23 protein-coding genes are annotated in these 23,426 nt (G+C 56.4%); 14 read left to right on the forward strand and 9 right to left on the reverse strand.

The window, feature by feature from the left end; genetic code table 11:
• The first annotated feature begins 132 nt into the window (after positions 1 to 132).
• Positions 133 to 810 carry a CDP-alcohol phosphatidyltransferase family protein gene (locus LKO31_RS09215; protein ID WP_407699267.1) on the forward strand — a complete coding sequence of 226 codons (678 nt, stop codon included), beginning with the start codon at positions 133 to 135 and terminating at the stop codon, positions 808 to 810.
• A gap of 28 nt (positions 811 to 838) precedes the next feature.
• On the opposite strand, the gene LKO31_RS09220 is transcribed toward LKO31_RS09215, so the two are convergent.
• Positions 839 to 1,741, reverse strand: coding sequence for a prephenate dehydratase (locus LKO31_RS09220; RefSeq protein WP_227690038.1), 903 nt, complete (start codon positions 1,739 to 1,741; stop codon positions 839 to 841).
• Positions 1,742 to 1,954: 213 nt separating this feature from the next.
• Between LKO31_RS09220 and LKO31_RS09225 the strand changes: the two genes are divergently transcribed.
• Positions 1,955 to 2,569, forward strand: a complete 615-nt coding sequence (locus LKO31_RS09225) for a c-type cytochrome (protein ID WP_227690040.1) — start codon at positions 1,955 to 1,957, stop codon at positions 2,567 to 2,569.
• Between the two features lies 1 nt (position 2,570).
• Positions 2,571 to 3,020 carry a c-type cytochrome gene (locus LKO31_RS09230; protein WP_227690041.1) on the forward strand — a complete coding sequence of 150 codons (450 nt, stop codon included), beginning with the start codon at positions 2,571 to 2,573 and terminating at the stop codon, positions 3,018 to 3,020.
• An 89-nt stretch (positions 3,021 to 3,109) separates the two neighbouring features.
• Here LKO31_RS09230 and LKO31_RS09235 read toward each other — a convergent pair whose 3' ends face one another.
• Positions 3,110 to 3,979 carry an LOG family protein gene (locus LKO31_RS09235; protein ID WP_227690043.1) on the reverse strand — a complete coding sequence of 290 codons (870 nt, stop codon included), beginning with the start codon at positions 3,977 to 3,979 and terminating at the stop codon, positions 3,110 to 3,112.
• An 84-nt stretch (positions 3,980 to 4,063) separates the two neighbouring features.
• On the reverse strand, positions 4,064 to 4,765 hold the full coding sequence (locus LKO31_RS09240) for an extensin-like domain-containing protein (RefSeq protein WP_227690045.1): 702 nt from the start codon (positions 4,763 to 4,765) through the stop codon (positions 4,064 to 4,066).
• A gap of 168 nt (positions 4,766 to 4,933) precedes the next feature.
• On the opposite strand from LKO31_RS09240, the gene LKO31_RS09245 reads away from it, so the two are divergent.
• From LKO31_RS09245 to LKO31_RS09260, 4 genes are all read left to right on the forward strand, one after another.
• Positions 4,934 to 6,061: a phosphoserine transaminase gene (locus tag LKO31_RS09245; RefSeq protein ID WP_227690047.1), complete on the forward strand. Its 1,128-nt coding sequence runs from the start codon at positions 4,934 to 4,936 to the stop codon at positions 6,059 to 6,061.
• A gap of 89 nt (positions 6,062 to 6,150) precedes the next feature.
• The gene (gene serA / locus LKO31_RS09250; protein ID WP_227690049.1) at positions 6,151 to 7,737 is read left to right on the forward strand and encodes a phosphoglycerate dehydrogenase; all 1,587 of its coding nucleotides are present in this window, start codon (positions 6,151 to 6,153) and stop codon (positions 7,735 to 7,737) included.
• 158 nt (positions 7,738 to 7,895) lie between these two features.
• The gene (locus LKO31_RS09255) at positions 7,896 to 9,011 is read left to right on the forward strand and encodes an ATP phosphoribosyltransferase regulatory subunit (RefSeq protein WP_227690050.1); all 1,116 of its coding nucleotides are present in this window, start codon (positions 7,896 to 7,898) and stop codon (positions 9,009 to 9,011) included.
• A gap of 228 nt (positions 9,012 to 9,239) precedes the next feature.
• A complete protein-coding gene (locus tag LKO31_RS09260; protein ID WP_227690052.1) occupies positions 9,240 to 10,529 on the forward strand; it encodes an adenylosuccinate synthase in 1,290 nt (429 codons plus the stop codon).
• A 65-nt stretch (positions 10,530 to 10,594) separates the two neighbouring features.
• Here the strand turns inward: LKO31_RS09260 and LKO31_RS09265 are convergent, their stop codons facing one another.
• Complete coding sequence (locus tag LKO31_RS09265; RefSeq protein WP_227690054.1) at positions 10,595 to 11,494, reverse strand: haloalkane dehalogenase; 900 nt, start codon at positions 11,492 to 11,494, stop codon at positions 10,595 to 10,597.
• 106 nt (positions 11,495 to 11,600) lie between these two features.
• Between LKO31_RS09265 and LKO31_RS09270 the strand changes: the two genes are divergently transcribed.
• Complete coding sequence (locus tag LKO31_RS09270) at positions 11,601 to 12,176, forward strand: NADPH-dependent FMN reductase (protein ID WP_227690594.1); 576 nt, start codon at positions 11,601 to 11,603, stop codon at positions 12,174 to 12,176.
• 49 nt (positions 12,177 to 12,225) lie between these two features.
• Here LKO31_RS09270 and LKO31_RS09275 read toward each other — a convergent pair whose 3' ends face one another.
• From LKO31_RS09275 to LKO31_RS09285, 3 genes are all read right to left on the reverse strand, one after another.
• Positions 12,226 to 13,542 (reverse strand): spinster family MFS transporter, encoded by a 1,317-nt coding sequence (locus LKO31_RS09275; protein ID WP_227690056.1) that lies wholly within the window; start codon positions 13,540 to 13,542, stop codon positions 12,226 to 12,228.
• Between the two features lie 168 nt (positions 13,543 to 13,710).
• Positions 13,711 to 14,193 (reverse strand): DUF2721 domain-containing protein, encoded by a 483-nt coding sequence (locus tag LKO31_RS09280; RefSeq protein WP_227690058.1) that lies wholly within the window; start codon positions 14,191 to 14,193, stop codon positions 13,711 to 13,713.
• Between the two features lies 1 nt (position 14,194).
• On the reverse strand, positions 14,195 to 15,415 hold the full coding sequence (locus LKO31_RS09285; protein WP_227690060.1) for an LL-diaminopimelate aminotransferase: 1,221 nt from the start codon (positions 15,413 to 15,415) through the stop codon (positions 14,195 to 14,197).
• Between the two features lie 119 nt (positions 15,416 to 15,534).
• Between LKO31_RS09285 and LKO31_RS09290 the strand changes: the two genes are divergently transcribed.
• The 3 genes from LKO31_RS09290 (at position 15,535) to clpS (ending at position 18,866) form a co-directional block, all read left to right on the forward strand.
• On the forward strand, positions 15,535 to 17,376 hold the full coding sequence (locus LKO31_RS09290; protein ID WP_407699268.1) for a PHA/PHB synthase family protein: 1,842 nt from the start codon (positions 15,535 to 15,537) through the stop codon (positions 17,374 to 17,376).
• 135 nt (positions 17,377 to 17,511) lie between these two features.
• Positions 17,512 to 18,282 (forward strand): TIGR01841 family phasin, encoded by a 771-nt coding sequence (gene phaP / locus LKO31_RS09295; protein WP_227690062.1) that lies wholly within the window; start codon positions 17,512 to 17,514, stop codon positions 18,280 to 18,282.
• A gap of 260 nt (positions 18,283 to 18,542) precedes the next feature.
• Complete coding sequence (gene clpS, locus LKO31_RS09300; protein WP_227690596.1) at positions 18,543 to 18,866, forward strand: ATP-dependent Clp protease adapter ClpS; 324 nt, start codon at positions 18,543 to 18,545, stop codon at positions 18,864 to 18,866.
• 60 nt (positions 18,867 to 18,926) lie between these two features.
• Here clpS and LKO31_RS09305 read toward each other — a convergent pair whose 3' ends face one another.
• Positions 18,927 to 19,421, reverse strand: a complete 495-nt coding sequence (locus LKO31_RS09305; RefSeq protein ID WP_227690064.1) for a winged helix-turn-helix transcriptional regulator — start codon at positions 19,419 to 19,421, stop codon at positions 18,927 to 18,929.
• A 74-nt stretch (positions 19,422 to 19,495) separates the two neighbouring features.
• Between LKO31_RS09305 and LKO31_RS09310 the strand changes: the two genes are divergently transcribed.
• Positions 19,496 to 20,221 carry an SDR family NAD(P)-dependent oxidoreductase gene (locus LKO31_RS09310; protein ID WP_227690066.1) on the forward strand — a complete coding sequence of 242 codons (726 nt, stop codon included), beginning with the start codon at positions 19,496 to 19,498 and terminating at the stop codon, positions 20,219 to 20,221.
• Complete coding sequence (locus LKO31_RS09315) at positions 20,218 to 20,829, forward strand: 2-hydroxychromene-2-carboxylate isomerase (protein ID WP_227690067.1); 612 nt, start codon at positions 20,218 to 20,220, stop codon at positions 20,827 to 20,829. The genes LKO31_RS09310 and LKO31_RS09315 overlap by 4 nt, the downstream gene beginning before the upstream one ends.
• 7 nt (positions 20,830 to 20,836) lie before the next feature.
• On the opposite strand, the gene LKO31_RS09320 is transcribed toward LKO31_RS09315, so the two are convergent.
• Positions 20,837 to 21,931, reverse strand: coding sequence for a DMT family transporter (locus LKO31_RS09320; protein ID WP_227690068.1), 1,095 nt, complete (start codon positions 21,929 to 21,931; stop codon positions 20,837 to 20,839).
• A 171-nt stretch (positions 21,932 to 22,102) separates the two neighbouring features.
• Between LKO31_RS09320 and murA the strand changes: the two genes are divergently transcribed.
• The gene (gene murA, locus LKO31_RS09325) at positions 22,103 to 23,386 is read left to right on the forward strand and encodes a UDP-N-acetylglucosamine 1-carboxyvinyltransferase (RefSeq protein ID WP_227690069.1); all 1,284 of its coding nucleotides are present in this window, start codon (positions 22,103 to 22,105) and stop codon (positions 23,384 to 23,386) included.
• Positions 23,387 to 23,426 lie beyond the last annotated feature (40 nt).

Here is a 23,426-nt window from a genome sequence, read left to right on the forward strand (position 1 = left end):
CCTGCCTTGTACCGGCCAAGCAGACAAACACATGTCTATCGCAATCCATATGACAATATTATGATGTAAGTTTAACGCCGAAATTGCTGGCCACTCTCGCTGCAATAAAGCCAACAAAGGATATGCGTCACCATGGGCCATATGCCAAATAATCCGGTGACGCCGCCGCAGCGGATACAGCAAAATTTGCTGGCCCGAAAAGAACGACAATTGTTAAATTATTTATGCGCCCATATGCCCGCATGGGTCACACCGGATAAATTAACCAGCCTCGGCTTTGTGGGCGCGGCCATGGTGGCGGCAGGATATATCCTCAGTTGGCAAACCCCGCATTGGCTGACGCTCAGCGTGCTGGGATATTTTGTGAATTGGTTCGGCGACAGCTTGGACGGCAGCCTTGCCCGATGGCGGCGCATTGAACGGCCCGCCTATGGTTATTTTTTGGACCATAGCGTCGATGGCTTGGCGATTTTCTTGATGGTCGGCGGACTGGGCCTGACGCCCTATATGCGATTTGACGTCGCGTTAATTTGTGTCATTTGCTATTTATTATTGGCCATTCACACATTTTTGGCGGCCAAGGTTTTGGGAGAATTTCGCTTATCTTATATGGCGGGCGGCCCAACAGAGTTGCGGATCATGTTGATTGTGATGACCATGTTGATGCCCCTTGTCGGTGGGCGCGATATTGGCAGCAGCAACATGTCCGGCTTTGACATTTTCGCTTTGGGGGTTGCCGCTATCTTGCTGACATTATTTTTGTTCCAAAGCTTTGCCACCGCGCGGCATCTGCGCGCACGCGGTGGTTAAAGATATTTTCCAAAATCAGGTCCCAAAATCAGGTCGCGGTGGCTGGCCGCGCCCGTGCTTGGCGATAGCTGCCCAGCAAGGCGACAGATTTGGTCTGGAAATCCAATTCTTCCAAGGCCCTGTCCACCGCTGGCTCACCAGGGGCACCCACAATATCGGCAAAAAATTTGGTCGCCGAAAAACTGCCGCCCATTTGATAGCTTTCCAGCTTGGTCATATTGACTCCATTGGTCGCAAAACCGCCCAAGGCCTTGTACAGCGCCGCGGGAATATTCTTCACCTCAAAGACCAGCGTGGTCATCAGCGGTCCGTCACTGGGCAATTGCGCCAAGGGTTCACGAGCCAACACTACAAAGCGGGTCATATTATGGTCGGCGTCCTCGATGCCCGACTGGTGCAGCGTCAGCCCGTATAAATCCGCCGCATGGGGCGGCGCAATGGCCGCAAGGCCCACTTCGTCACTATCCGCAACCCATGCCGCCGCGCCCGCCGTATCGCTGTGCGCAACCGGCGCAATGCCATTGGCGCGCAGCCATTTGCGGCACTGCCCCAAGGCTTGCTCATGGCTCATCGCGCGCGTGATCGGGCCCAAATCCCGGCTCATCAGCCCGTGGCGAATCCGCAAGAAATGCTCACCAACAATCGACAGGCCAGATTCGGGCAATAGAAAGTGAATGTCGGCCACACGGCCATGCAGGCTGTTTTCGATCGGAATAATCGCACGGGCCACGCTGCCGTCCCGCACAGCTTCTATTGCATCTTCAAAGCTATAGCATGGCATGGCCAGGGCGCTTGGATCAAATTCCCGTGCGGCCAAGTCGCTGTTGGCGCCCGGTGCGCCTTGAAAGGCCAACCCCTGCGCTGGCTGTGCCAAAGCGGCGCGGCGCATTTTTTCCACCAAAACTTCTGCGGATGCTGAATAACTGCCCATTTCGACCCTCTCACGCACAGAATTGGTGCGTCTATGCGGCTCTAGCAATCGAAGCTAACATTGCAAGATAGAGTGAATATCACGGCCAATCCCGCAAAAGCATGACAGGAAGATGCTGCTTCCCCTTGCGCCTTCTCATGTCGCTCAGTAAGGGATCGACAAAATGTTTCGGGAGCGTCCACTACAGGGCGAAAAATAACGGGGCTGCAAAGCATGGACAATCGCTTCAATACTATCGCTGGCTGGGGCTTATTTGCTATGGCTTGTGCGTTGGGACTTTCCATCGGGTCGGGCATGATCTTTTCCAGCCACGCCCCAGAAACACCAGGCTATCCCATTGAAGATGCCGAAGCAGGCGGCGGCGGCGAATCCGCAGTCCCCTTGGCCAATCTGTTGGCCGCAGCCGACCCTGCAAAGGGTGAAACCATCTTTGCAAAATGTTCTGCCTGCCACACGATCAACCAAGGCGGTGCCAATGGAATCGGCCCCAATTTGTGGGGCGCATTGGGCAAAACCCATGGCCATGTTGCGGGCTTTGCTTATTCGGATGCTTTGAAATCGGTTCCAGGCAACTGGACGTTCGAGGGTATGGACGCTTGGCTGGCCAGCCCACGTAAATATGCCAATGGCACGAAAATGTCCTTTGCGGGCTTAAGCAACCCCGAAGACCGTGCAGCCGTGATCGTCTATATGAACAATCAAGGTTCGAACCTGCCTCTGCCCGCGCCTGAAGCGGTGCCTGCTGCGGGCGAAGCGCCAGCGGCTGATGCCCCTGCAACCGATGCAGCAGGCACAGATGCAGCCCCCGCTGACGCAGCAGCGAAATAAGATGAACAGGCGCGCTCCCGCCCTGTTTGCGGCGGGATTGATGCTGGCCGGATGCGGTTCGCCAGACACGGGGAACCAAACATCCGCTGCCAGCAACAGCGCGCCAACATCCACCGTCGCCGCACCAGCCCCCAATGTGGAGCCCAGCGTAAAAATCGGCCAAATGATCTTTCGCCGTTGCATGTCCTGCCACACAATTGAGGCGGGCGGCCGCAATGGCATTGGGCCCAATTTGCACGGTATTGTAAACCGCCCCGTCGGCAGCGTGGCCGGTTTTGCGTATAGCGGCGCGATGCGCGCCAAGGGCGGCATTTGGGACGAAGCTGCCCTCGATCATTATCTGGAACAGCCCATGAAGGCGCTGCCCGGCACGCGCATGGCCTTTGCCGGCATCATTGATCCCATTGATCGCAAATCTCTATATTTATATCTGCAAACGAACGGCGAATAAGCCCGTTCAACGGATTATGAAAAAGGGCTGGGAACACCGCGTCCCCAGCCCTTTTATATTATCTGGGCCAATGCCCGATCAACCGCCGATCATTCTGGGTCTTGATCGTAGAATTTTTCAAAAATGTCCCACGCCTCTTCGGCCGTTTCCACAAATTGGAACAGATTAAGATCGGGCGCGCTAATCACACCTTCGTCCACCAACGCGTCAAAATTGACCACGCGGTTCCAAAATTCCTTGCCGAACAACACAATCGGAATCGGCTTGACCTTGCCGGTTTGAATCAAGGTCAGCAGTTCAAACATTTCATCGAATGTACCGAAACCGCCGGGAAACACTGCGACGGCGCGGGCGCGCAGCAAGAAGTGCATCTTGCGCAGCGCGAAATAGTGGAATTGGAAGCTTAATTCCGGCGTCACATAACGGTTGGGCGCTTGTTCATGCGGCAAGACAATGTTCAAACCGATGGATTCGCAGCCCTTGTCACTGGCCCCGCGATTGGCGGCTTCCATGATCGAAGGACCGCCGCCGGAACACACAACAAAATGGCGCTGGCCTTTGTCGTCGGCGGGGTAACAACTTGCCATATTGGCCAGTTTGCGCGCTTCGTCATAATATCGCGCTTTGGCCTTGAGGTTGCGGGCAATGGTCCGCGACCGATCATCGCCTGCCGCAGCCTCCAGCCCTTCGGCGTCCTGCGGTTCGGGAATACGGGCAGAGCCATAAATCACCATGGTCGATGCGATTTTCGCTTCGTCCAGCAGTAGTTCCGGCTTCAGCAATTCCAACTGAAAGCGAACAGGACGCAAATCGTCGCGCAGCAGAAATTCTTTGTCCTGAAACGCTAGCTTATAGGCTTCGCTGGACGTTTGCGGCGTCGAACTGGCTTGTTTTGCAAATTGGGCGTCTTCCTTGGCTTTGTGGAAGCGCGTGGGATGTTTCGTCTTATCTTTTGTCATTCGACAATAGCTAATCACCGCTTGCCAATTTGCAAGGCCGCCTTGGCCCATCTCTTATCTATTTCCTTCAACCCCAAGCCTTTATTATCGGCAAAACCCATTTCCGTTCATTTCAAAATGAAAATGATCATGATGGGCGCGGTTATAATCCGGCCCCAGCACCGTGCCAAAGCGGCGACAGGCGGATTTATGCAAGGCCCGCAGAAAATCCTGCGCTTTACGATCCCCCTGCCAATCCTTCGTCACCGTAATCCGCCGCCCATCGCTCAGCACAAAGGCCGACACATCAATCGCATTGGCAGAGGCATGTTGCGACAAGCGACCGCTGGATGCCCCATTGATATTTCGGCAAGCATAGGTGCCCATGGTTTCAATCTTGACCACTTCCGCCCCGAAAAATTGTCGGGCCGCCGGACGAACGGCATATTGCGCCCATGCCGAAAAATTGCGCGCCAACGGGCAAGTCATCGCCCCCAAATTGGACACCGGCACGCCGATATCCAGCAGTTTCACCGAATCAATGGCCGAGCATCCGCCGCCAAAATATTGGTTATCCAGCGCGTCATAACGCACCGATGCTTGTTGCAACGAAACCAGACAGGCGCGCGAATCTTGCGTGCTGAACGCAGGCACGGCGCCGCGCGGTGGCGGAGCCTTTTGCGTCGTCGATGGCCGATCCTGCTTTTTGTTGCGCTTGACGTCTGGCTGACCAAAACAAGCCGACAACAACAGGGCCGATACACCCGCCATCGCTATCTGTGCGGTGAATTTCAGTCGCTTATTCATCGTTCTGAATATCACTTTCTTTCAAAACCATAGAATGACCCTATCGGAACAATTTGAAAATTTCACCCACCCCATTCATTTTATTTGACAGTTGCGCCCACTCCTCTACATGCAGCGACGGGCCACGCGGTCCCAACGCCGCGCGAGCTCTCTGTAAGGAGAGTCTATATGACTAATGTAGTGAAACCGCAGAATATTCCTGCGCGTCCGTTCTTCTCTTCCGGTCCATGCGCCAAGGCGCCGACTTGGGCACCCGAAAAATTAGCAACCGAATCGCTTGGCCGCTCGCATCGCGCCAAGATCGGCAAGAATCGCCTCGCTTATTGCATTGATTTGATGCGCGAGCTGCTGAATCTGCCAGACACGCATCGCATTGGTATTGTGCCCGGTTCGGATACCGGCGCCTTCGAAATGGCCATGTGGACCATGCTGGGCGCGCGTCCAGTAACGGCAATGGCTTGGGAAAGCTTCGGTGATGGTTGGGTCACCGATGCTGCCAAGCAATTGAAGCTGGACCCTACGGTCATCCGCGCAGATTATGGCCAATTGCCTGATCTGACCCAAGTGGACTGGTCGAATGACGTGCTGTTCACATGGAACGGCACCACCAGCGGCGTTCGCGTGCCGAATGGCGACTGGATTCCCGACGACCGCGAAGGCCTGACCTTCGCTGACTCGACCAGCGCTGTCTTCGCTTATGACATGCCTTGGGACAAAATCGACGTTGCCACCTTCTCTTGGCAGAAGGTTCTCGGCGGCGAAGGCGGCCATGGCGTCTTGATCCTCGGCCCCCGCGCTGTGGAACGTCTGGAAAGCTATACCCCCGCATGGCCTTTGCCGAAGGTTTTCCGCCTCACCAAGGGCGGCAAGCTGGTCGAAGGCGTGTTCAAGGGCGAAACCATCAACACCCCGTCGATGCTGGCTGTCGAAGACGCCATCTTCAATCTGGAATGGGCCAAGGAAGTTGGCGGCGCAGAAGGCCTTATGGCCCGCAGCAACGCAAACGCCGCAGCGCTGAACAAGATTGTGGAAGAGCGCGATTGGCTGGGCCACCTCGCCATCGACGAAGCCAGCCGTTCGACCACCTCGGTTTGCTTGACGGTTGAAGGCGCAGACGCAGACTTCATCAAGAAGTTCGCAGGCCTGCTGGAAGCCGAAGGCGCAGCTTATGACATCGCTGGTTACCGCGATGCCCCTGCTGGCCTGCGCATCTGGTGCGGCGCGACCGTCGACACCGCCGATATTGAAGCGCTCGGCCCGTGGCTCGATTGGGCCTACGCCTCGCTCAACGCCTGATTTTTTGCTCCGGCCTGATCTGGGCCGGAGCCATTTCCCCAGTTTCTGACCCGATCTGTGCCAAAGTGCCAGATTAAGGAGTTCGTAAAATGACTGCACCTAAAGTCCTTATCAGCGACAAGATGGACCCCAAAGCCGCGGAAATTTTCCGCGAGCGCGGCATCGACGTTGACGTCATCACCGGCAAGACCAAAGAAGAATTGATCGCCATGATCGGCGATTATCATGGCCTCGCCATCCGTTCGTCCACGAAAGTCACCGCAGATGTTTTGGCTGCTGCAACGAACCTGAAGGTTGTTGGCCGCGCCGGTATCGGTGTGGATAATGTCGACATTCCCGAAGCATCCAAGAAGGGTGTGATCGTGATGAACACGCCGTTCGGCAACAGCATCACCACCGCTGAACATGCCATTGCGATGATGTTCGCCCTCGCCCGCCAAATCCCCGAAGCTGATGTTTCGACGCAAGCTGGCAAGTGGGAAAAGAACCGCTTCATGGGCGTCGAACTGACATCCAAGACGTTGGGCCTGATTGGCTGCGGCAATATCGGCAGCATCGTTGCCGAACGCGCCATCGGCCTGCGCATGAAGGTTGTGGCTTTCGACCCGTTCCTGACGCCAGAGCGCGCCATTGAATTGGGCGTTGAAAAGGCTGATCTGGAAACCTTGCTCGCCAAGGCGGATTTCATCACCCTGCACACCCCGCTGACCGACCAGACCCGCAACATCCTGAGCAAGGAAAATCTGGCCAAGGCCAAGAAGGGCGTTCGCATCATCAATTGCGCACGCGGCGGATTGATCGACGAAGCCGCTTTGAAGGAAGCGTTGGAATCGGGCCATGTCGCTGGCGCAGCGCTCGACGTATTTGTCCAAGAACCACCCGCAGCCGATCACCCATTGTTCGGCACGCCCAACTTCATCTGCACCCCGCATCTTGGCGCGTCGACCGACGAAGCGCAGGTCAACGTGGCCATCCAAGTTGCGGAACAATTGTCGGATTATCTGCTGACCGGCGGCATCACCAACGCGCTGAACGTGCCCAGCCTGTCGGCTGACGAAGCACCAAAGCTGCGCCCCTATATGAGCCTTGCCGAAAAGCTGGGCAGCTTGATTGGCCAATTGGCCCATGACAACCTCACCACCATTTCGATCGAAGTCGAAGGGGCTGCGGCGGAACTGAACATCAAGCCGATCACCGCTGCGGTGCTGACGGGCCTGATGCGCCGTTATTCCGAATCGGTGAATATGGTCAACGCGCCGCATCTGGCCCGCGAACGCGGCCTTGATATCCGCGAAGTGCGTCATGACCGCGAAGGCGATTACCAGACCCTTGTTCGCGTGACCGTTGCGACGGAACAAGGCGATCGTTCGGTGGCTGGCACCTTGTTCGGCAATAATGAACCGCGCCTTGTCGAAATGTTTGGCATCAAGGTCGAAGCCGACCTCGACGGCAACATGCTCTATATTGTCAACGAAGACGCACCGGGCTTTATTGGCCGTATCGGTTCGGCTTTGGGCGACGCCGGTTTGAACATTGGCACCTTCCACCTTGGCCGCCGTGCGGCTGGCGGTGAAGCCGTGCTGTTGCTGTCCATCGACTCGGCTCTGCCCGAACCCATGCTGTGGCAGTTGTGCCAGCTTCCTGGCGTAAAAACCGTGAAGGGCCTGAAATTCTAAGGCCTTTCGCATAACCCCATCCGGCTGTTTGCGCCGACAGTTTGGCCCTTGGCTCTCCCGTCACGCCGCCTGCTTCGCAAACAGCCGCGATTCTTTTCCTATCGCTGGTTGAACAATGCTGGTTGAACAGCGCTTCCCATCCGCCTAAGGCAATCGCCATGATCAAGGCCCCAGCATTATTGCCCGAAGGCCTGCGCGACCGGCTTCCGGCGCAGGCAGAAGCTTCCTCGCGCGTGACCCGTGCATTGGTGGATGCTATGCGCGCCCACGGATATCAGCGTGTGTCCCCGCCGCTGGCCGAATTTCGCGAAACATTGGGCGGCGATGACGAACAGACCGCCCGTGAATTGTTGCGCTTCACCGATCCTGTATCCCAGCGCACCTTGGCTTTGCGCCCCGACATCACCCGTCAGGTTGGCCGTATCGCCAAATCCTTATTGGCCCATGCCCCCCGTCCGCTTCGCCTCTGCTATGCGGGCCAAGTCGTCAAATTAAAGGCCAGCCAATTGCGCCCCGCCCGCGAAATGCTGCAGGTCGGTGCGGAAATTATTGGCGTGGACAGCGTGGCTGCGGCCCGCGAAATCGTGCTGGTCGCCATTCAAGCCTTGGAAGCGGCGGGCATTGGTCCCGTAACCATTGACTTCACCCTGCCCGACGCGATTGATTTGCTGGCCGCGGGTCCCTTGCCGCTGGATGCCGATATTGTCGCCGTGCGCGAAGAATTGGACGCCAAGGATGCAGGCGCGCTGACGCGGCTTGGGGCATCGGCCTATTTGCCGCTGCTGAACGCGACCGGCCCCTTTGACGATGCTTTGGCCAAGCTGCGCGCTTTTGACACCAGCGGCGTGCTGGCCGAGCGGATTGCCGCACTCGAAGAAATTGCTGCGCCCATTCGCGGCCGCGCGACCTTAACGCTAGACCCCACCGAACGTCATGGCTTTGTTTACCATAGCTGGTTCGGCTTCTCGATCTTCGTTCCCGGTTTCGGCGACGCAGTGGGACGCGGCGGCAGCTATTCCATTCCCGTTGGCGAAACCAGCGAAGAAGCCGCAATGGGCTTCAGCCTCTATCCCGATCCGCTGATCGACGAGGGCTTGGGCCATATGTCGGACAAGGAACGCCGCTTATTCCTGCCGCTGGGCCATGACGAAGATGTCGCCGCTGGTTTGCGCATGGACGGTTGGCGCACAGTGGCCGCTTTGTCCGCGAGCGACGATGGCGCTTTGCTGGGCTGTGGTTATAGCCTGTCGGCGGACGGCCCCGTTCCGATCTGATTTGCAAACCAAGAATATCCTTCGCAGGAGCGAAACCGCCCCAGGGACGCCCCATTTTATGGGCGTCACCTGTCACTTTCATCTTTTGTCGGCTGGCGCATAATAATGTGTAACATTCCAACGCTTAGCCGCCAAATATGGTAAAAATCTGCCCTTTTGCTTGCCTCTTTTGTCAAATAGGCTAAGGCCGCGCGGGGCGAAATACCACCCATATAGCAGGACAGCATCATGGCAAATGTTACCGTCATCGGGTCGCAGTGGGGCGACGAAGGCAAAGGCAAAATCGTAGATTGGCTGGCAAACCGTGCCGACGCCGTTGTGCGTTTTCAAGGCGGGCATAACGCAGGCCATACGTTGGTTGTTGGCGACCAAGTTTATAAATTGTCGCTGTTGCCGTCGGGCATCGTCACTGGCACTTTGTCGATCATCGGCAATGGCGTGGTTTTGGACCCATGGGCTTTGCGCGCCGAAATGGAAAAGCTGCGAGCCCAAGGCGTTGAAATTAACGCAGAGAATTTCGCGATTGCCGACAATTGCCCGCTGATCCTGCCGTTCCACCGCGATCTGGACGCTTTGCGCGAACAAGCCGCTGGCGCCGGCAAAATCGGCACCACGGGACGCGGCATCGGCCCTGCATATGAAGATAAGGTTGGCCGCCGCGCGATTCGCGTTTGCGATTTGGCGCACCTTGATCTGCTCGATCCGCAAATCGACCGCCTGACCGCCCATCATGACGCCCTGCGCGCTGGCTTTGGACAGCCGCCGATTGACCGTGATCGCCTCAAGGCTGATCTGGCTGAAATCGCCGACTTCGTTTTGGAATATGCGCAGCCCGTATGGAAGCGCCTGAACAAAGTCCGCAAAGCCGGTGCCCGCATCTTGTTCGAAGGCGCGCAAGGCGTGCTGCTGGACGTCGATCATGGCACCTATCCCTTTGTCACCAGTAGCAACACCGTCAGCGGTACCGCCGCCAGCGGTTCGGGCCTTGGTCCTTCGGCTGTGGGATTTGTACTGGGCATCACCAAAGCCTATACCACCCGCGTTGGCAGCGGCCCCTTCCCCACTGAGTTGGACGATGAAACCGGCCAACGCCTGGGTGAACGCGGCCATGAATTTGGTACCGTCACGGGCCGCAAGCGCCGCTGTGGTTGGTTCGACGCCGTTTTGGTCCGCCAAAGCTGCGCGGTATCGGGCGTCACCGGCATCGCGCTGACCAAGCTCGACGTGTTGGACGGCTTTGACAAAATCCGTATCTGCACCGGCTATCGCCTGCGCGGCAAGGTATTGGATTATTTCCCCAGCCACGCCGCCGACCAAGCGGCTGTTGAACCGATTTACGAAGAAATCGACGGCTGGCAGGAAACCACGGCGGGGGCCCGCAGCTATGCGGAACTGCCAGCCCAAGCGATTAAATATATTCAGCGCGTGCAAGAATTGATCGAAACACCAATTGCCTTGGTGTCGACCAGCCCCGAACGCGAAGACACGATTTTGATCCGCGATCCCTTTACGGATTAATCCAACGCAAGATCACCCAATGATCACAAAAAGGCGGGGCATCAAACCCCGCCTTTTTTCATGCCCTAAGTGGAGCGATGGCGTCCGGCCTCTGCGACCATGGAAATGGCTTGCGCAAAGCCTGTAGGGTCGTCTTCTTGGATGAAATGCCCACCGTGCAGGGCGTGGTGCGGCATATCTTTGGTGCCCGGAACACGGCCAATAAAGGCCCGCTCGCCGCCGCGCGTGATGGGGTCACCGTCCGAAAAACAACATAAAAATGGCTTTTCATATTGTTCCAGCACGCGCCACGCGGCCTGCTGGTCCGGCACGGCAATATTCGGGCCCAAGGGAACCAACGCCGGATAGGCTCGTGGTCCGACCTTGGATGCACGGGTGGGAAATGGGGCGTCATAGGCCGCGATTTCCGCCGCGCTAAGGGTGCGTTTACAGCCTTGATTGACAATGCCGCCAATCGGGAAAATCGGGCTGTAACGCGCAAAATTTCGCCATATCGCAAAGGCGCGCGGCGCCGCCTGCCCTTCGGGCAGCCCACCATTGGCCAAGGCAACACCGGCGAAGCGATCGGGCATTAAGGCCAGCAAGCGCAGCCCAATCAACGACCCCCAATCTTGACACACCAAGATGATATTGCGCAGATCCAGTGCTTCCACCCATTGGCTCATCCACGCCACTTGCCCGGCATAGCTGTGAGCCCCCCGTCCCAAGGGTTTGTCAGATCGACCAAAGCCAATTAAATCTGGCACCAATACGCGAAATCCGGCGTCCGACACCGGACGAATCATATGACGATATAAATAACCCCATGTCGGCTCGCCATGCAGCATCAGCACAATTTGCCCGTCCGATGGCCCCTCATCCACATAATGCACCCGCAAGCCTGCGGGTAATGCTGTGTAATGCGGTGCAAAATCCCAACCCGCTAGGCCGTCGAAAACTGAATCGGGCGTGCGATAAATACGCATCTCCCTCTCTCCCCCTATGACATCATCCGTCCCGCGGCGGATCATGACGGGCTTTGCGTCGCTGCCAACCCTTTTGTTTCTGCGCGGTTCGTGGCAGCACAGCATGATGAGCAGACATATTCTTATCTTTTACGGCAGCTATCGTCAGAATCGCCAAGGCATTCACTTGGCGCAGTGGTTGGTTGATCAACTTCAAACATCGGGGGACACCGCCGAATTGGTCGACGCCAAGGCGGTCAACCTGCCCATGCTAGACCAGCGATATAGCGATTATGCCGAGGGGACAGCCCCGCCCGCCATGGCCGATCTTGCCAGCAAGATCAGCGCAGCAGATGCTTTTGTCTTTGTTGTCGGCGAATATAATGGCGGCATTCAAGCGGGTTTGAAAAATCTGGTGGACCATTATCTGCCCGAATTTCGGCGCCGTCCGACGGCCATTGCATCCTATTCCGCTGGGCCATTTTCCGGTCTGCGTTCGGCACAGGATTGGCGCATCATATTGGGCGCGCTGGGCATGGTGGTCACGCCCAACAGCTTGGGCCTTGCCCGTATCAACCAAGCCTTTGACGGCGATGGCACCCCGATTGGCGAAGATGGTGCCCGCTTGGAACGCGCCTTTGCTGCCTTTGCGGATGATCTCCATTTCTGGAGCGACGCCGCCAAGATGAAATCCGGTTCATAGCGGATGAGGAATTGGGGCGCATCATGGCATGCGCCCCGCCTATTCTTACTCAGCCCGCCTTCATTTCCGCGGACAAACGCAAGCTGGCCCGCCAGAAAAATAAAGCGGGGATTAAGCCCAAAAAGGCCGCGCCATACAGGACATAGCGCACGCTTTCTTGTCCAAAGCTGGGCATCAAGCTGTCGGACAAAACGCCAAACAAAAATGGCCCCATGCCCAGACCAATAAGATTTTGCGAAAATAACATGATCGATGCGGCAACGGCGCGGGCTTGGGGACGCACCAACCCCTGAACGCAAGCAAATGATGGGCCATAATAAGCAGAGTTCAGCACCGTGGGGAGGACCAGCAATGCTATCGCGATGCGCCAATCCTCCATATAATAACCCAAGAATAAAATGGGGGCCGCAATCGCCATGCCGACGGCTGGCAGTGTGAGCATATGACGCTTATCCCGCGCGCCATAACGGTCGGCCACTTTTCCGCCCAGCCATGTTCCCAAGGCACCAGCCACACCCAGAACCACGGCCATGGCCAAGCCCGCCTCAGTCGTCGACAAGCCATGGCTGCGAATGAAGAAGCTGATGGTCCATAATGATTTGCCATAACCAAGGAAGGCCGTGACCGACGTGGCGATCAGCAAATAAATATACGCCCGCGACGTGAATATTTCCCGCGCCGCTTCTTTGACGCTAAGCGATTGGACCGCATTATGCGTGTCTTGCTCTGCTTGGCTGCGGCGCAGGCGCGGTTCCTTCATCAGCGCCAGCAACACAATCGCCAATATCAATCCTGGCAGACCCACCAACATCAAGGCCACGCGCCAGCCATAAATGTCATTGACGACGCCGCCGATCACCAAGCCCAATAGCGACCCAATCGGCACGCCCATGCCATAGAAAGCGATGGCAGAGGCCCGTTTTTCGGGCTTTACGCTGTCACTAATCAGGCTGTGTGCCGCTGGCGTGCAACCAGCTTCCCCCACGCCCACACCGATGCGAGCCAAAGCAAGCTGCCAGAAATTCTGGGCCAATCCGCACACCGCCGTCATCGCCGACCAAATCGCCAAAGAAAGCGAAATGAGGCGGACGCGGTTGGCATTCGGCCTATCGGCGTATCGCGCAATCGGGATGCCCAAAACAGCATAGAAAACGGCAAAAGCAGGGCCGGCCAACAAGCCCAATTGTGTATCGCTCAGCGATAAATCAGCCTTTATTGGCTCGGCCAAAATATTAACGATCTGGCGATCCAGAAAGTTAAAAATATAAACGATCAACAGCAACCACAACATTGTACGGTTTTGCCGAGATATCAAAGCGGTATCATTTGCGTACACCGGTGGTGCCGCGCCGATTGCGTGTGTCATTATGCTCTCCCAGCTGAATGGTGACAGAGACTTATCCGGCGTGTCAACGCTCTCAGATGTGACAGTTTTGGGGTTCAGGACGCCGACGCTAGGGCTCGCGGGGATTTCTTATTCTATTTTTCTGACGCGCACCGCATAACAAGGTGCATCGATCCGGCGCTCACGCGCCTAGCCGCGTTTTTGCCGCCGCAGCCAGCCCAATTCTTCGGTTTCCAGCAATTCCATGGGCACCTGAATCGCCCGAATTGCCAAGCGCACTTCATAGAGGAACAGCAATAAGGATATCAGCAACAACAGCATCGCCACCGCAAAAGCACAGGATGTCGCGACCGCCAAGTTCATGCCGGTAAATGTCTGTGTGAACAGCAAGGCCACACAGACACATACCACAATGCCGCAGCCCACCGCCGCGCCAATGCTGTTGTTAATCACCTGCATCCGCCGATCCGCCAGCCCCAGTTCGTCGACCACCTTTTTATGGTCGATCCCTTCGGTCTTGGGCCACAAATCCATCAAGGTACGACTACGGTCCACGACGCGCGACAAACGCCCCATCAACACGTTCAGCAAACTGCCGGTCGCCACCAATAAAAATACAGGTGTGACCGACAATTGGATCGTTTGCGCGATGGCGCTGGCGCTCAGCGACAAATTAGGCTCCGTGCGTTCCAGTAGCGGCGGGGGCGTTTACCCCATGCATCGCCAGAAATTTGCGAATATTGCGGGCGGCTTGCCGGATGCGTTGTTCATTTTCGACCATCGCAATCCGTACAAAACCTTCGCCATCCTCACCATAGCCCACACCTGGGGCCACCGCGACTTTGGCGTGGGTCAGCAATTGCTTGGAAAATTCCAAGCTGCCCATGTCTTTCAACGCGGGTGGCAAGGGCGCCCATGCGAACATCGATGCCTTGGGGCTTGGGATGTCCCAACCTGCGCGGGCAAAGCTTTCGACCATCACGTCGCGGCGCTTTTGATATAATTCGCGGTTCTTCTCAACAATGTCTTGCGGACCATTCAGCGCCGCACAAGCCGCCGCCTGAATGGGGGTATAAGCCCCATAATCGAGATAGGATTTCACGCGGGTCATCGCGGCGATCAACCGCTTGTTGCCCACTGCAAAGCCCATGCGCCAGCCCGCCATGCTATATGTTTTGGACATAGAGGTGAATTCAATCGCCACATCCTTGGCACCGGGAACTTGCAAAATCGACGGCGTAGGGTTGCCGTCATAATAAAGTTCAGAATAGGCCAGATCGCTGATCACCCAGACCTTATTTTCCTTGGCCCACGCCACCAGCCGTTCATAAAATGCCAGATCGACAGATTCTGCCGTGGGATTGGATGGATAGTTCACGACCAAAATCGACGGACGAGGCACGGTGAACGCCATCGCCTTGTCCAGCGAACGCCAATAATTTTCATCGGGCGTGGTCGGCACGCTGCGGATGGTCGCACCAGCGATGATAAAACCAAAAGTATGGATAGGATAGCTGGGGTTCGGGGCCAGCACCACATCACCGGGACCAGTGATGGCGGTCGCAAGGCTGGCCAAACCTTCCTTGGACCCCATGGTCACCACAACCTCCGTTTCCGGGTCCAATTCCACATTGAATCGGCGTGCATAATAATTGGCTTGCGCACGGCGCAGGCCGGGAATGCCCTTGGACTGGCTGTAACCATGGGCGTCGGGCTTTTGTGCAACCTCGACCAGCTTTTCGATTACATGCGACGGCGGCGGCAAATCCGGATTGCCCATGCCCAAATCAATGATATCCTCGCCCGCGGCTCGCGCGGCCGCTCGCATCGCATTAACTTCGGCGATGACATAAGGCGGCAGACGCTTGATGCGGTAGAATTCATCTTCTGACATGGGAAACTAGTACAACCCCTTTGCGTTGGGAATTTTCGACATGACGACGGCGGACCCTCGCCAGCCGCGTCGTGGCTTGTTATAAAGACCGCATCACCGACTGACCAGCAGGAACAAGCATGAACAGCGCGGCTAGTGGTATCAATAATGGCAATTTTGGTGACTGGAGCGCATTCATGCCAGCCGCCGGTGATATGCAGGCATGGACAGAGGTGCTGCACAAGGCACAATCGATGATGCTGAGCTTTGCCGTGGGTCCCGATAGCCCTGCCTCTGCGTCCGAGTCGCACGACAGCGGGGCCGCCCTTTCCCCCTTATTTGACCCTGCCCAATGGATGACCACAGCCGCCGCCCAGCTATGGGCCGATCAAATGCAGAAAATGTGGCAACAGGGCATGGATTTCTGGTCCCAATTTTCGGGGGTCAATCCATCCGCCTTTCCGTCTTTTTCCATGACGACGAATGCTGAGGCGGCACCCACAAATAACGGCACGACCGATCGCCGCTTTGGCCATCCCGACTGGCACAATCACCCCGCTTTTATATTGCTGCGCGAAACCTATGGTTTTCTGTCAGACCAACTGATGAAAGCGGCCATGGACGTCAAAGGGGTGGACGACGCCACCAAGGTCAAATTGCAATTTGCCGCCCGCGCGGTGACCGATGCCATGTCCCCCAGCAACATCGCCATGATGAACCCCGAAGTGATAAAGCGCGCGGTGGAAACGCGCGGCGAAAGCCTGCTAAAGGGTCTACACAATATGCTGAACGACCTGTCGCGTGGGCAATTGACCCATGTGGACCGCAGCGCATTTAAAATTGGGGAAAATATCGCCGCGACGCCTGGCAAGGTCGTGCATGAAACCGACCTTTATCAGCTTATTCAATATAGCCCGACCACCAAAAATCTGCGCGCCATCCCCCTGCTTATCTTTCCGCCATGGATCAACCGTTTTTATATTTTGGACTTAAACCCCCAAAAAAGCTTTGTTCAATGGGCCGTGGAACAGGGGCTGAGTGTCTTCATCGTGTCGTGGAAGTCGGCGGACGAAAGCATGGCCCATATGGTTTGGGACGATTATGTCAGCGCGCAGGTCGACGCCATTCATATTGTCCGCGACCTATTATCCGTCCCCGCCGTTCACACCATTGGATATTGTGTCGCTGGCACCACTTTGGCCGCAACGCTGGCCATGTTGGCCGCGCGGGGTGAGGCGGATATTGTTCAATCCGTTACCTTTTTTACCGCCCAGGTCGATTTCGAACTGGCAGGCGATCTGAAAGTCTTTGTCGACGAAACCAGCCTTGCCTTGCTGCAACAGCTCAGCAGCAAAGGATATTTGGATGGCCGCTATATGGCCGCGACATTCAATGCCCTGCGTGGCCGCGACCTGATTTGGAATTATGTCGTGAACAATTATTTGCTGGGGCAGGATTATCCAGCCTTTGATTTGCTATATTGGAACGGCGACACCACCAATTTGCCAGCCAAATGGCATCAGCAATATTTAACCGACCTTTATCACCACAATCATTTGGTGGTGCCCAATGCGCTGACCATTTGCGGCACAGCGATTGACCTGCGCTTGATCCAAACCCCCGCTTTCATTCAAGCGGGCCGAGAAGATCATATCGCGCCATTGGCCAGCGTGTGGCGGATCATGGACCATTTGTCTGGTCCCAAGGAATTTATGATTGCTGGGTCCGGGCATATTGCGGGGGTGGTAAACCCCCCTGCGGCTGGAAAATATCAATATTGGACTGGCGACAGCCATGCCCCCTCGCTGGATGCATTTGAGGCGAGCGCACAAGAAACCAAGGGAAGCTGGTGGCCCTATTGGCTGGAATGGCTGGGCACCTATGACGACCAGATGGTGCCGGCCAAAGGGGCGCGCATTCCAGGCAAGGGAAAGCGTAAAGCCATAGAAGATGCGCCGGGACGCTATGTTCAAATGCCCTGAGGCGCAAATAATTTCCTTTATATTACTGATCACTACATTCAACGTTCGTCATTTTATGTTGCATCGCACAATTTTGACTTGAAACGCCGCAAATCACCCTATATTGTGCAGTGCGACATAAGGGAGTCGTCTTCTATGGCTAGCAAGCAAAATGATGCAGATCAGACATATGAAGCGGCTGCACCGGCTGTGCTTTCGGGCGCTTCGGTAACGGCAGCCCCATCGCCCGAGGTTCCGCCTGCGGCGAAAACTGCTGACACAGACGCATCCAAAGCCGCAGCGCCAGTCGACACGACCCGCGCCGCCAAAACCGCCAAGTCACCGGCCGCCAAGCCTGCGACAAAAGCGGCCAAGCGCCGGACCGCGTCCCCCAAGAATATATCTTCCAAAAGCCCATTCACGGCGGCTGCAGCCAAGCCTAAATTTCAGGCAGCTTCCGTCAGCAAAGGACAGTTGAACATGAAAGACATGGTCACAAAATTCGCTGAACAAGCCAAAGCCAATGCCGAAGCCTTTTCTGCTGAATTTGGTGCGCGCGCCCAAGACGCCATGGCTAAAAGCAGCAAATTGGCAGAAGAAGCCGCTGCCTTTAACAAGAGCAATGTTGAGGCCGTGGTGGAATCTGGCAAAATTGCCGTGAAAAACTTTGAAACGCTGCGCGACGAAAGCATCAGCTTTGCCCGCAAAAGCTTTGAAGATGGCAGCAACGCGATCAAGAGCCTGACCAGCGTCACCTCGCCAGCAGAATTTTTTAAGCTTTATGCCGAAAACAGCAAAAAAGCTTTTGATGCAGCGGCGGCACAGGCATCGAAAAACAGCGAGCTGCTGGTCAAAATGACCAATGAAAGCTTTGCCCCAATTTCCAACCGCATGTCGGTGATCAGTTCGCAACTGAAAGTCGCCTAAGCGATATCATTGCATAGGACAGTCGGGGTAACTTCTCCTCTCCCTCCCATCCTGACTGTCTGGACAAGACCGCCCGCCCCTTGCAATTGGCGGGCGGTTTTTCCATTTTCGGACCCATGCCTTGGCCTAGGCCAGAATAATCGCATCAAGATTTAGTCAAATCGGGCAAAATCATCCCGATCCCCTCTTGCGCAATGCGACCAGCCTACGATATCCTATCTATTATGCACCCCGCAATTTCTTCCGATCCCGTTCGCTTGATGGCGAATAAGGATGATGACATCGGCGCGCCAGGTGTTGGCGTTGCCACACGCACCCGCGCGAAGCCAAAAAAACCATCTATGTACAAGGTGTTGTTGCTGAACGACGACTATACACCGATGGAATTTGTCGTGATGGTGCTTCAGCGCTTTTTCAATATGGATATTGAACATGCGACACAGGTCATGCTGCATGTGCACCAGCAAGGCGTCGGCGTGTGCGGTATTTTCAGCTATGAAGTCGCGGAAACCAAGGTCGGTCAAGTGATGGACGCCGCGCGCCAACACCAACACCCCTTGCAATGCACGCTGGAAAAAGCCTGACAATTTCTAGCGGCGACTGGCGGCCCCTCAATCAATAATCTCTGAATCAATAATCTGGGGTCACACCGCTTGCTTGGCCAAGCGTTCCCGCGCCAAAGCGGGGGATAAAACAGCCTTGACGGTGCCAAATCCCAAACGCTCGCCGCACTGGGGGCAATGTATCTCGGTTCCCACATCCGCCCCGCAGCCACGGTGCAAATATTGCACCGCATAGTCCGCCTCCACCTCTTGCGGGGCATAGGCCCATTTTTCGGCCCAATTGCGCATCACATATAAAATATCGAATAAATCCTGCCCCTTGGGCGTCAGATGATAGGCATAGCGCAAAGGTCGCTGCTGATAGGGGCGGCGTTCCACCACATCATGCTGCTCCAGCATTTTTAGGCGCGCCGATACCAGTTGCGGCCCCAATCCCGTCCCACGGGTGATGGCGTCAAACCGCGCCGACTTAAAGAATAATTCCCGCAAAATCAGAATGACCGCGCGGTCCCCCAAAAACTCGGCCGTGCGGCCCAAGGGACAGAAAGTATCGGACAATTTGGTACGTGCCGGCATCAACGCTCATTTCATCATTTTGCTTGATACTATGATTATCATAGTTACGATGATTGCACTAGGGAGAGAAACGCATGAGCGCAGCCATGATCATCGGGGCAGGTGATGCCACAGGGGCCGCCATTGCCCGCGCCTTTGCCGCACAGGGCCTAACCGCCTGCATTAGCCGCCGCCCCCGCAGCCATGCGGCGCTAGAGACCCTAGCCGCCGACATTTGCGCTACAGGGCATCAGGCCCTACCCTTTCCCTGCGACGCGCGGGACGAAGCCAGTGTCGTGCAATTGTTTGAAACGGTGGAACGCGATGTCGGACCTATTGAGGCTTGCGTGTTCAACATCGGCGCCAATGTGCAATTTCCCATCATCGAAACCACGGCCCGCGTGTATCAAAAAGTATGGGAAATGGCGTGCTTCGCGGGTTTTCTAACGGGCCGAGAGGCAGCACGCCATATGACCCCCCGCGGCCGTGGCACCATCATTTTCACGGGCGCCACCGCCTCTTTGCGCGGCAGGGCAGGATTTTCCGCTTTTTCCGGTGCCAAAGCCGCCCTGCGGATGCTGGCGCAATCCATGTCGCGGGAATTGGGACCACAGGGCATCCACGTCGCCCATGCCGTCATTGATGGCCCAATTGATACCGATTTCATCCGGCAGCGGCACCCTGATTTCGACGCCGCCAAAGCGGAGCAATTGTTGCTGTCGCCAGACGCCATCGCCGCCAATTATGTGATGCTGCACCAACAAGAAAAAAGCGCATGGACCCACGAATTGGACCTGCGCCCTTGGGGAGAGAAATTTTGACCAAAGCCTTGGAACTCATCTTTGATTTCGGCAGCCCTAACGCCTATTTGATTATGGATATGGCCGCCGAATTGGCAGCGCGGCAAGGTGCCGAATTGCGTATTACGCCTTGCTTGCTGGGCGGCATATTCAAGGCAACGGGCAATAAAGCGCCCTTCATTCGCTATGCCGACGCCCCCGCCCGCATGGCCTATGAACAGCTAGAGATGCAACGATTTATTCAGCGTCACCATTTGACGAAATTTCGCATGAATCCGCATTTTCCGCTGAACAGCTTATTGGTGATGCGCGGCGCGATTGTTGCCCAGCAAGACGGGCGCTTGATGGACTATATTCACATAGTGAACCGCGCAATCTGGGAAGATGGCGCAAAGATGGATGACCCCGCAATCGTGCAACAAGTGTTGGACGCGGGCGGTTTTGACGGCACAGAAATATTGGCGCGCACCCAAGATGACAGCGTTAAAAATCAGTTGGCGCAAAACACCCAAGACGCCGTGCAACGGGGTGTATTTGGTATTCCAACCTTCTTTGTTGGCGATGATATCTTCTTTGGCAAAGAGCGGTTGACCCAAGTCGAAGAGGCACTGGCTAAGCTAGCGGGCTAACCGCCCATCATGGCTGTGGGCGGCGGGCACCAACCCCTTGCCCCGCCACCCCAATACCCAGCAAAGCCAGCAGCAATCCCGCCAGATGAAAGGGACGAAAACTCTCCCCCAAAAATAAGATCGCCAATCCTGCGCCCATCACTGGCATGATATTGACGAACAGTCCCGCTTGGGCCGAACCCAATAATTCAACCCCGCGATTGAAACATAAATAAGAGATAACCGACGGGAAAATACCGACATAGACGATGGCCAGCGCGCTGCCGACGCTGGCCTCGATCCGCGCACCGGATGCTAGTTCCATCATATATATCGGGAATATGCCGCACAGCCCCAGCCCAATCACCGCGATCAGGAAACTGAGGGGATGCACTATGGGGCGCTTGCGCAGCAAAACAGAATAAGTCCCCCAAGCCAGCAAAGCGGCCGCGATCAACGCATCCCCCGCATTCAAACGCAGGTTCAGCACATCCCCCAAATGGCCGCCCGTCAAAATGACCATCACACCCAATATCGACAAGCATAGGCCCAGCCACTGCCGCCAGCCAACCTGATCGCCCATGAACAAAATGCCCAGCCCCATGATCACGGCGGGTTGCGCCGATTGAATCAACAGGCCGTTCATCGCCGTCGTATGGTTCAGCCCCGTATAAAGCATCAGGTTAAAGGTGCAGATGCCCAGCAAGGCCATGGGTAGCATCAGCCGCCATGCGCGTATAATCGGCCGCCAATCGTAGCGCAAATGCGGCCATGCAAAGGGCAGCAGAACAGCAAAGGCCAGCGTCCAGCGCCAAAAAGCCAAAGCGGTGGGCGGAACCGCCCCATGGGCGGCGCGGCCGACAATCGAATTTCCGGCCCAAAATAACGCCGTAATGGTCAACAAAATATAGGCCCGCGACCACAGGCTGGAAATCAGCGCGGACAAGGCAAAAGGTCGGCCAACTGCGTTCTTATCATGCGGCGCGTCTATTGCGGGAATATTGGGCATTGTTGCATTGGCTGGCGCAGCGAGCATTTGCGTGTCCGTGGCGGGGTTATCAATCCCGCTCCTGCTTCCACTCTCGCCTTCCCCCTTTGCGCCCATGTTCAACGGCTTATCCATATCAACCAGCCTATCTCCCGTCCCTATCCCCATTCTGAACCAGCCCATGGTTGGGACTATGGCTGGTCACCCGCCATGCCTATTGGCTCCGTGCAACTTAACCGCGCTTTCTGGTTATCAAAGTGGCGATCACAATTGCAGCGTGAAAATCTTCGGTGTAAGGCCCAGACTATGGATCAAATCGTTATTCGCGGCGGCAATCGCCTCTCGGGCCGCATTCCCATCTCTGGTGCCAAAAATGCGGCACTGACCCTGCTGCCCTGTGCTTTGTTGACGGACGAACCGTTAACATTGCGCAATCTGCCCCGCTTGGCGGACGTCGACGGTTTTGGTCATTTGCTGAACCAATTGGGCTGTTCGACCACCATCGAAGGGTCGCGTCCCGAAGATTTTGGCCGCGTGATGACGGCGCGTGCCACGACGCTGAGCAGCACCGTCGCCCCATATGACATTGTCCGCAAAATGCGGGCCTCTATTTTGGTGCTGGGCCCATTGCTCGCCCGCGCAGGCGAAGCCACAGTGTCGCTGCCTGGCGGCTGCGCCATTGGCAACCGTCCCATTGACCTCCACCTCAAGGCGCTCGAAGCCTTTGGCGCCGAAATTGAACTGGCATCGGGCTATGTCAAGGCCGTGGCCCCCGGTGGCCGCCTAAAGGGCGGCAGCTATAGCTTCCCCGTCGTGTCGGTTGGCGCGACGGAAAATGCGCTGATGGCGGCGGTGCTCGCCAAGGGCACCTGTGTGCTGGAAAATGCGGCGCGCGAGCCGGAAATCGTTGATCTGTGCAACTGCCTTGTGGCGATGGGCGCGGAAATTAACGGCATCGGTACCGACCGCTTGGTCATCGAAGGCGTCGACCGTCTGCACGGCGCAACCTATGCCGTGATGCCCGACCGTATCGAAGCGGGCAGCTATGCCTGCGCCGCGGTCATCACACAGGGCGATGTCGAACTGGTCGGCGCAAACCCCGATGATATGGTCGCCACCCTTGCCGCGCTGCGCGAAGCGGGCGCGACGGTGGAAACCACCAAAAAGGGTATCCGCGTGGCGATGTCAGGCCGCCCACAGCCCATCACTTTGTCAACCGCACCGCACCCCGCCTTCCCCACCGACATGCAAGCCCAGATGATGGCGATGGCAACACTCGGTTCAGGGGCTTCGGTGTTCACCGAAACCATTTTTGAAAACCGCTATATGCATGTGCCGGAACTCACCCGCATGGGCTGTGACATTCAGGTCAAGGGCCGCACCGCCGTGGTGCGCGGTGTCGACAAATTGGTCGGTGCCCAAGTGATGGCAACCGATTTGCGCGCGTCGATGAGCCTGATAATCGCGGGTCTTGCTGCCGAAGGCGAAACGCAGGTCAACCGCATCTATCACTTGGATCGCGGCTATGAGCGTTTGGAAGAAAAGTTCCAAGCGGTCGGCGCGGATATTGAGCGTATCAGCGCAGACTGATTGCTCCATGGCCACAAAAAGAAAAGCGCCCGATTTTCGG

This window comes from Sphingopyxis yananensis (assembly GCF_020687785.1).
GTDB lineage: Bacteria > Pseudomonadota > Alphaproteobacteria > Sphingomonadales > Sphingomonadaceae > Sphingopyxis > Sphingopyxis yananensis.

Coding starts and splice junctions, on each gene's coding strand:
- LKO31_RS09215 (WP_407699267.1), top strand. CDS start 133: ATGGGCCATATGCCAAATAATCCGGTGACGCCGCCGCAGCGGATACAG.
- LKO31_RS09220 (WP_227690038.1), bottom strand. CDS start 1,741: ATGGGCAGTTATTCAGCATCCGCAGAAGTTTTGGTGGAAAAAATGCGC.
- LKO31_RS09225 (WP_227690040.1), top strand. CDS start 1,955: ATGGACAATCGCTTCAATACTATCGCTGGCTGGGGCTTATTTGCTATG.
- LKO31_RS09230 (WP_227690041.1), top strand. CDS start 2,571: ATGAACAGGCGCGCTCCCGCCCTGTTTGCGGCGGGATTGATGCTGGCC.
- LKO31_RS09235 (WP_227690043.1), bottom strand. CDS start 3,979: ATGACAAAAGATAAGACGAAACATCCCACGCGCTTCCACAAAGCCAAG.
- LKO31_RS09240 (WP_227690045.1), bottom strand. CDS start 4,765: ATGAATAAGCGACTGAAATTCACCGCACAGATAGCGATGGCGGGTGTA.
- LKO31_RS09245 (WP_227690047.1), top strand. CDS start 4,934: ATGACTAATGTAGTGAAACCGCAGAATATTCCTGCGCGTCCGTTCTTC.
- serA (WP_227690049.1), top strand. CDS start 6,151: ATGACTGCACCTAAAGTCCTTATCAGCGACAAGATGGACCCCAAAGCC.
- LKO31_RS09255 (WP_227690050.1), top strand. CDS start 7,896: ATGATCAAGGCCCCAGCATTATTGCCCGAAGGCCTGCGCGACCGGCTT.
- LKO31_RS09260 (WP_227690052.1), top strand. CDS start 9,240: ATGGCAAATGTTACCGTCATCGGGTCGCAGTGGGGCGACGAAGGCAAA.
- LKO31_RS09265 (WP_227690054.1), bottom strand. CDS start 11,494: ATGCGTATTTATCGCACGCCCGATTCAGTTTTCGACGGCCTAGCGGGT.
- LKO31_RS09270 (WP_227690594.1), top strand. CDS start 11,601: ATGAGCAGACATATTCTTATCTTTTACGGCAGCTATCGTCAGAATCGC.
- LKO31_RS09275 (WP_227690056.1), bottom strand. CDS start 13,542: ATGACACACGCAATCGGCGCGGCACCACCGGTGTACGCAAATGATACC.
- LKO31_RS09285 (WP_227690060.1), bottom strand. CDS start 15,415: ATGTCAGAAGATGAATTCTACCGCATCAAGCGTCTGCCGCCTTATGTC.
- LKO31_RS09290 (WP_407699268.1), top strand. CDS start 15,535: ATGAACAGCGCGGCTAGTGGTATCAATAATGGCAATTTTGGTGACTGG.
- phaP (WP_227690062.1), top strand. CDS start 17,512: ATGGCTAGCAAGCAAAATGATGCAGATCAGACATATGAAGCGGCTGCA.
- clpS (WP_227690596.1), top strand. CDS start 18,543: ATGGCGAATAAGGATGATGACATCGGCGCGCCAGGTGTTGGCGTTGCC.
- LKO31_RS09305 (WP_227690064.1), bottom strand. CDS start 19,421: ATGCCGGCACGTACCAAATTGTCCGATACTTTCTGTCCCTTGGGCCGC.
- LKO31_RS09310 (WP_227690066.1), top strand. CDS start 19,496: ATGAGCGCAGCCATGATCATCGGGGCAGGTGATGCCACAGGGGCCGCC.
- LKO31_RS09320 (WP_227690068.1), bottom strand. CDS start 21,931: ATGGATAAGCCGTTGAACATGGGCGCAAAGGGGGAAGGCGAGAGTGGA.
- murA (WP_227690069.1), top strand. CDS start 22,103: ATGGATCAAATCGTTATTCGCGGCGGCAATCGCCTCTCGGGCCGCATT.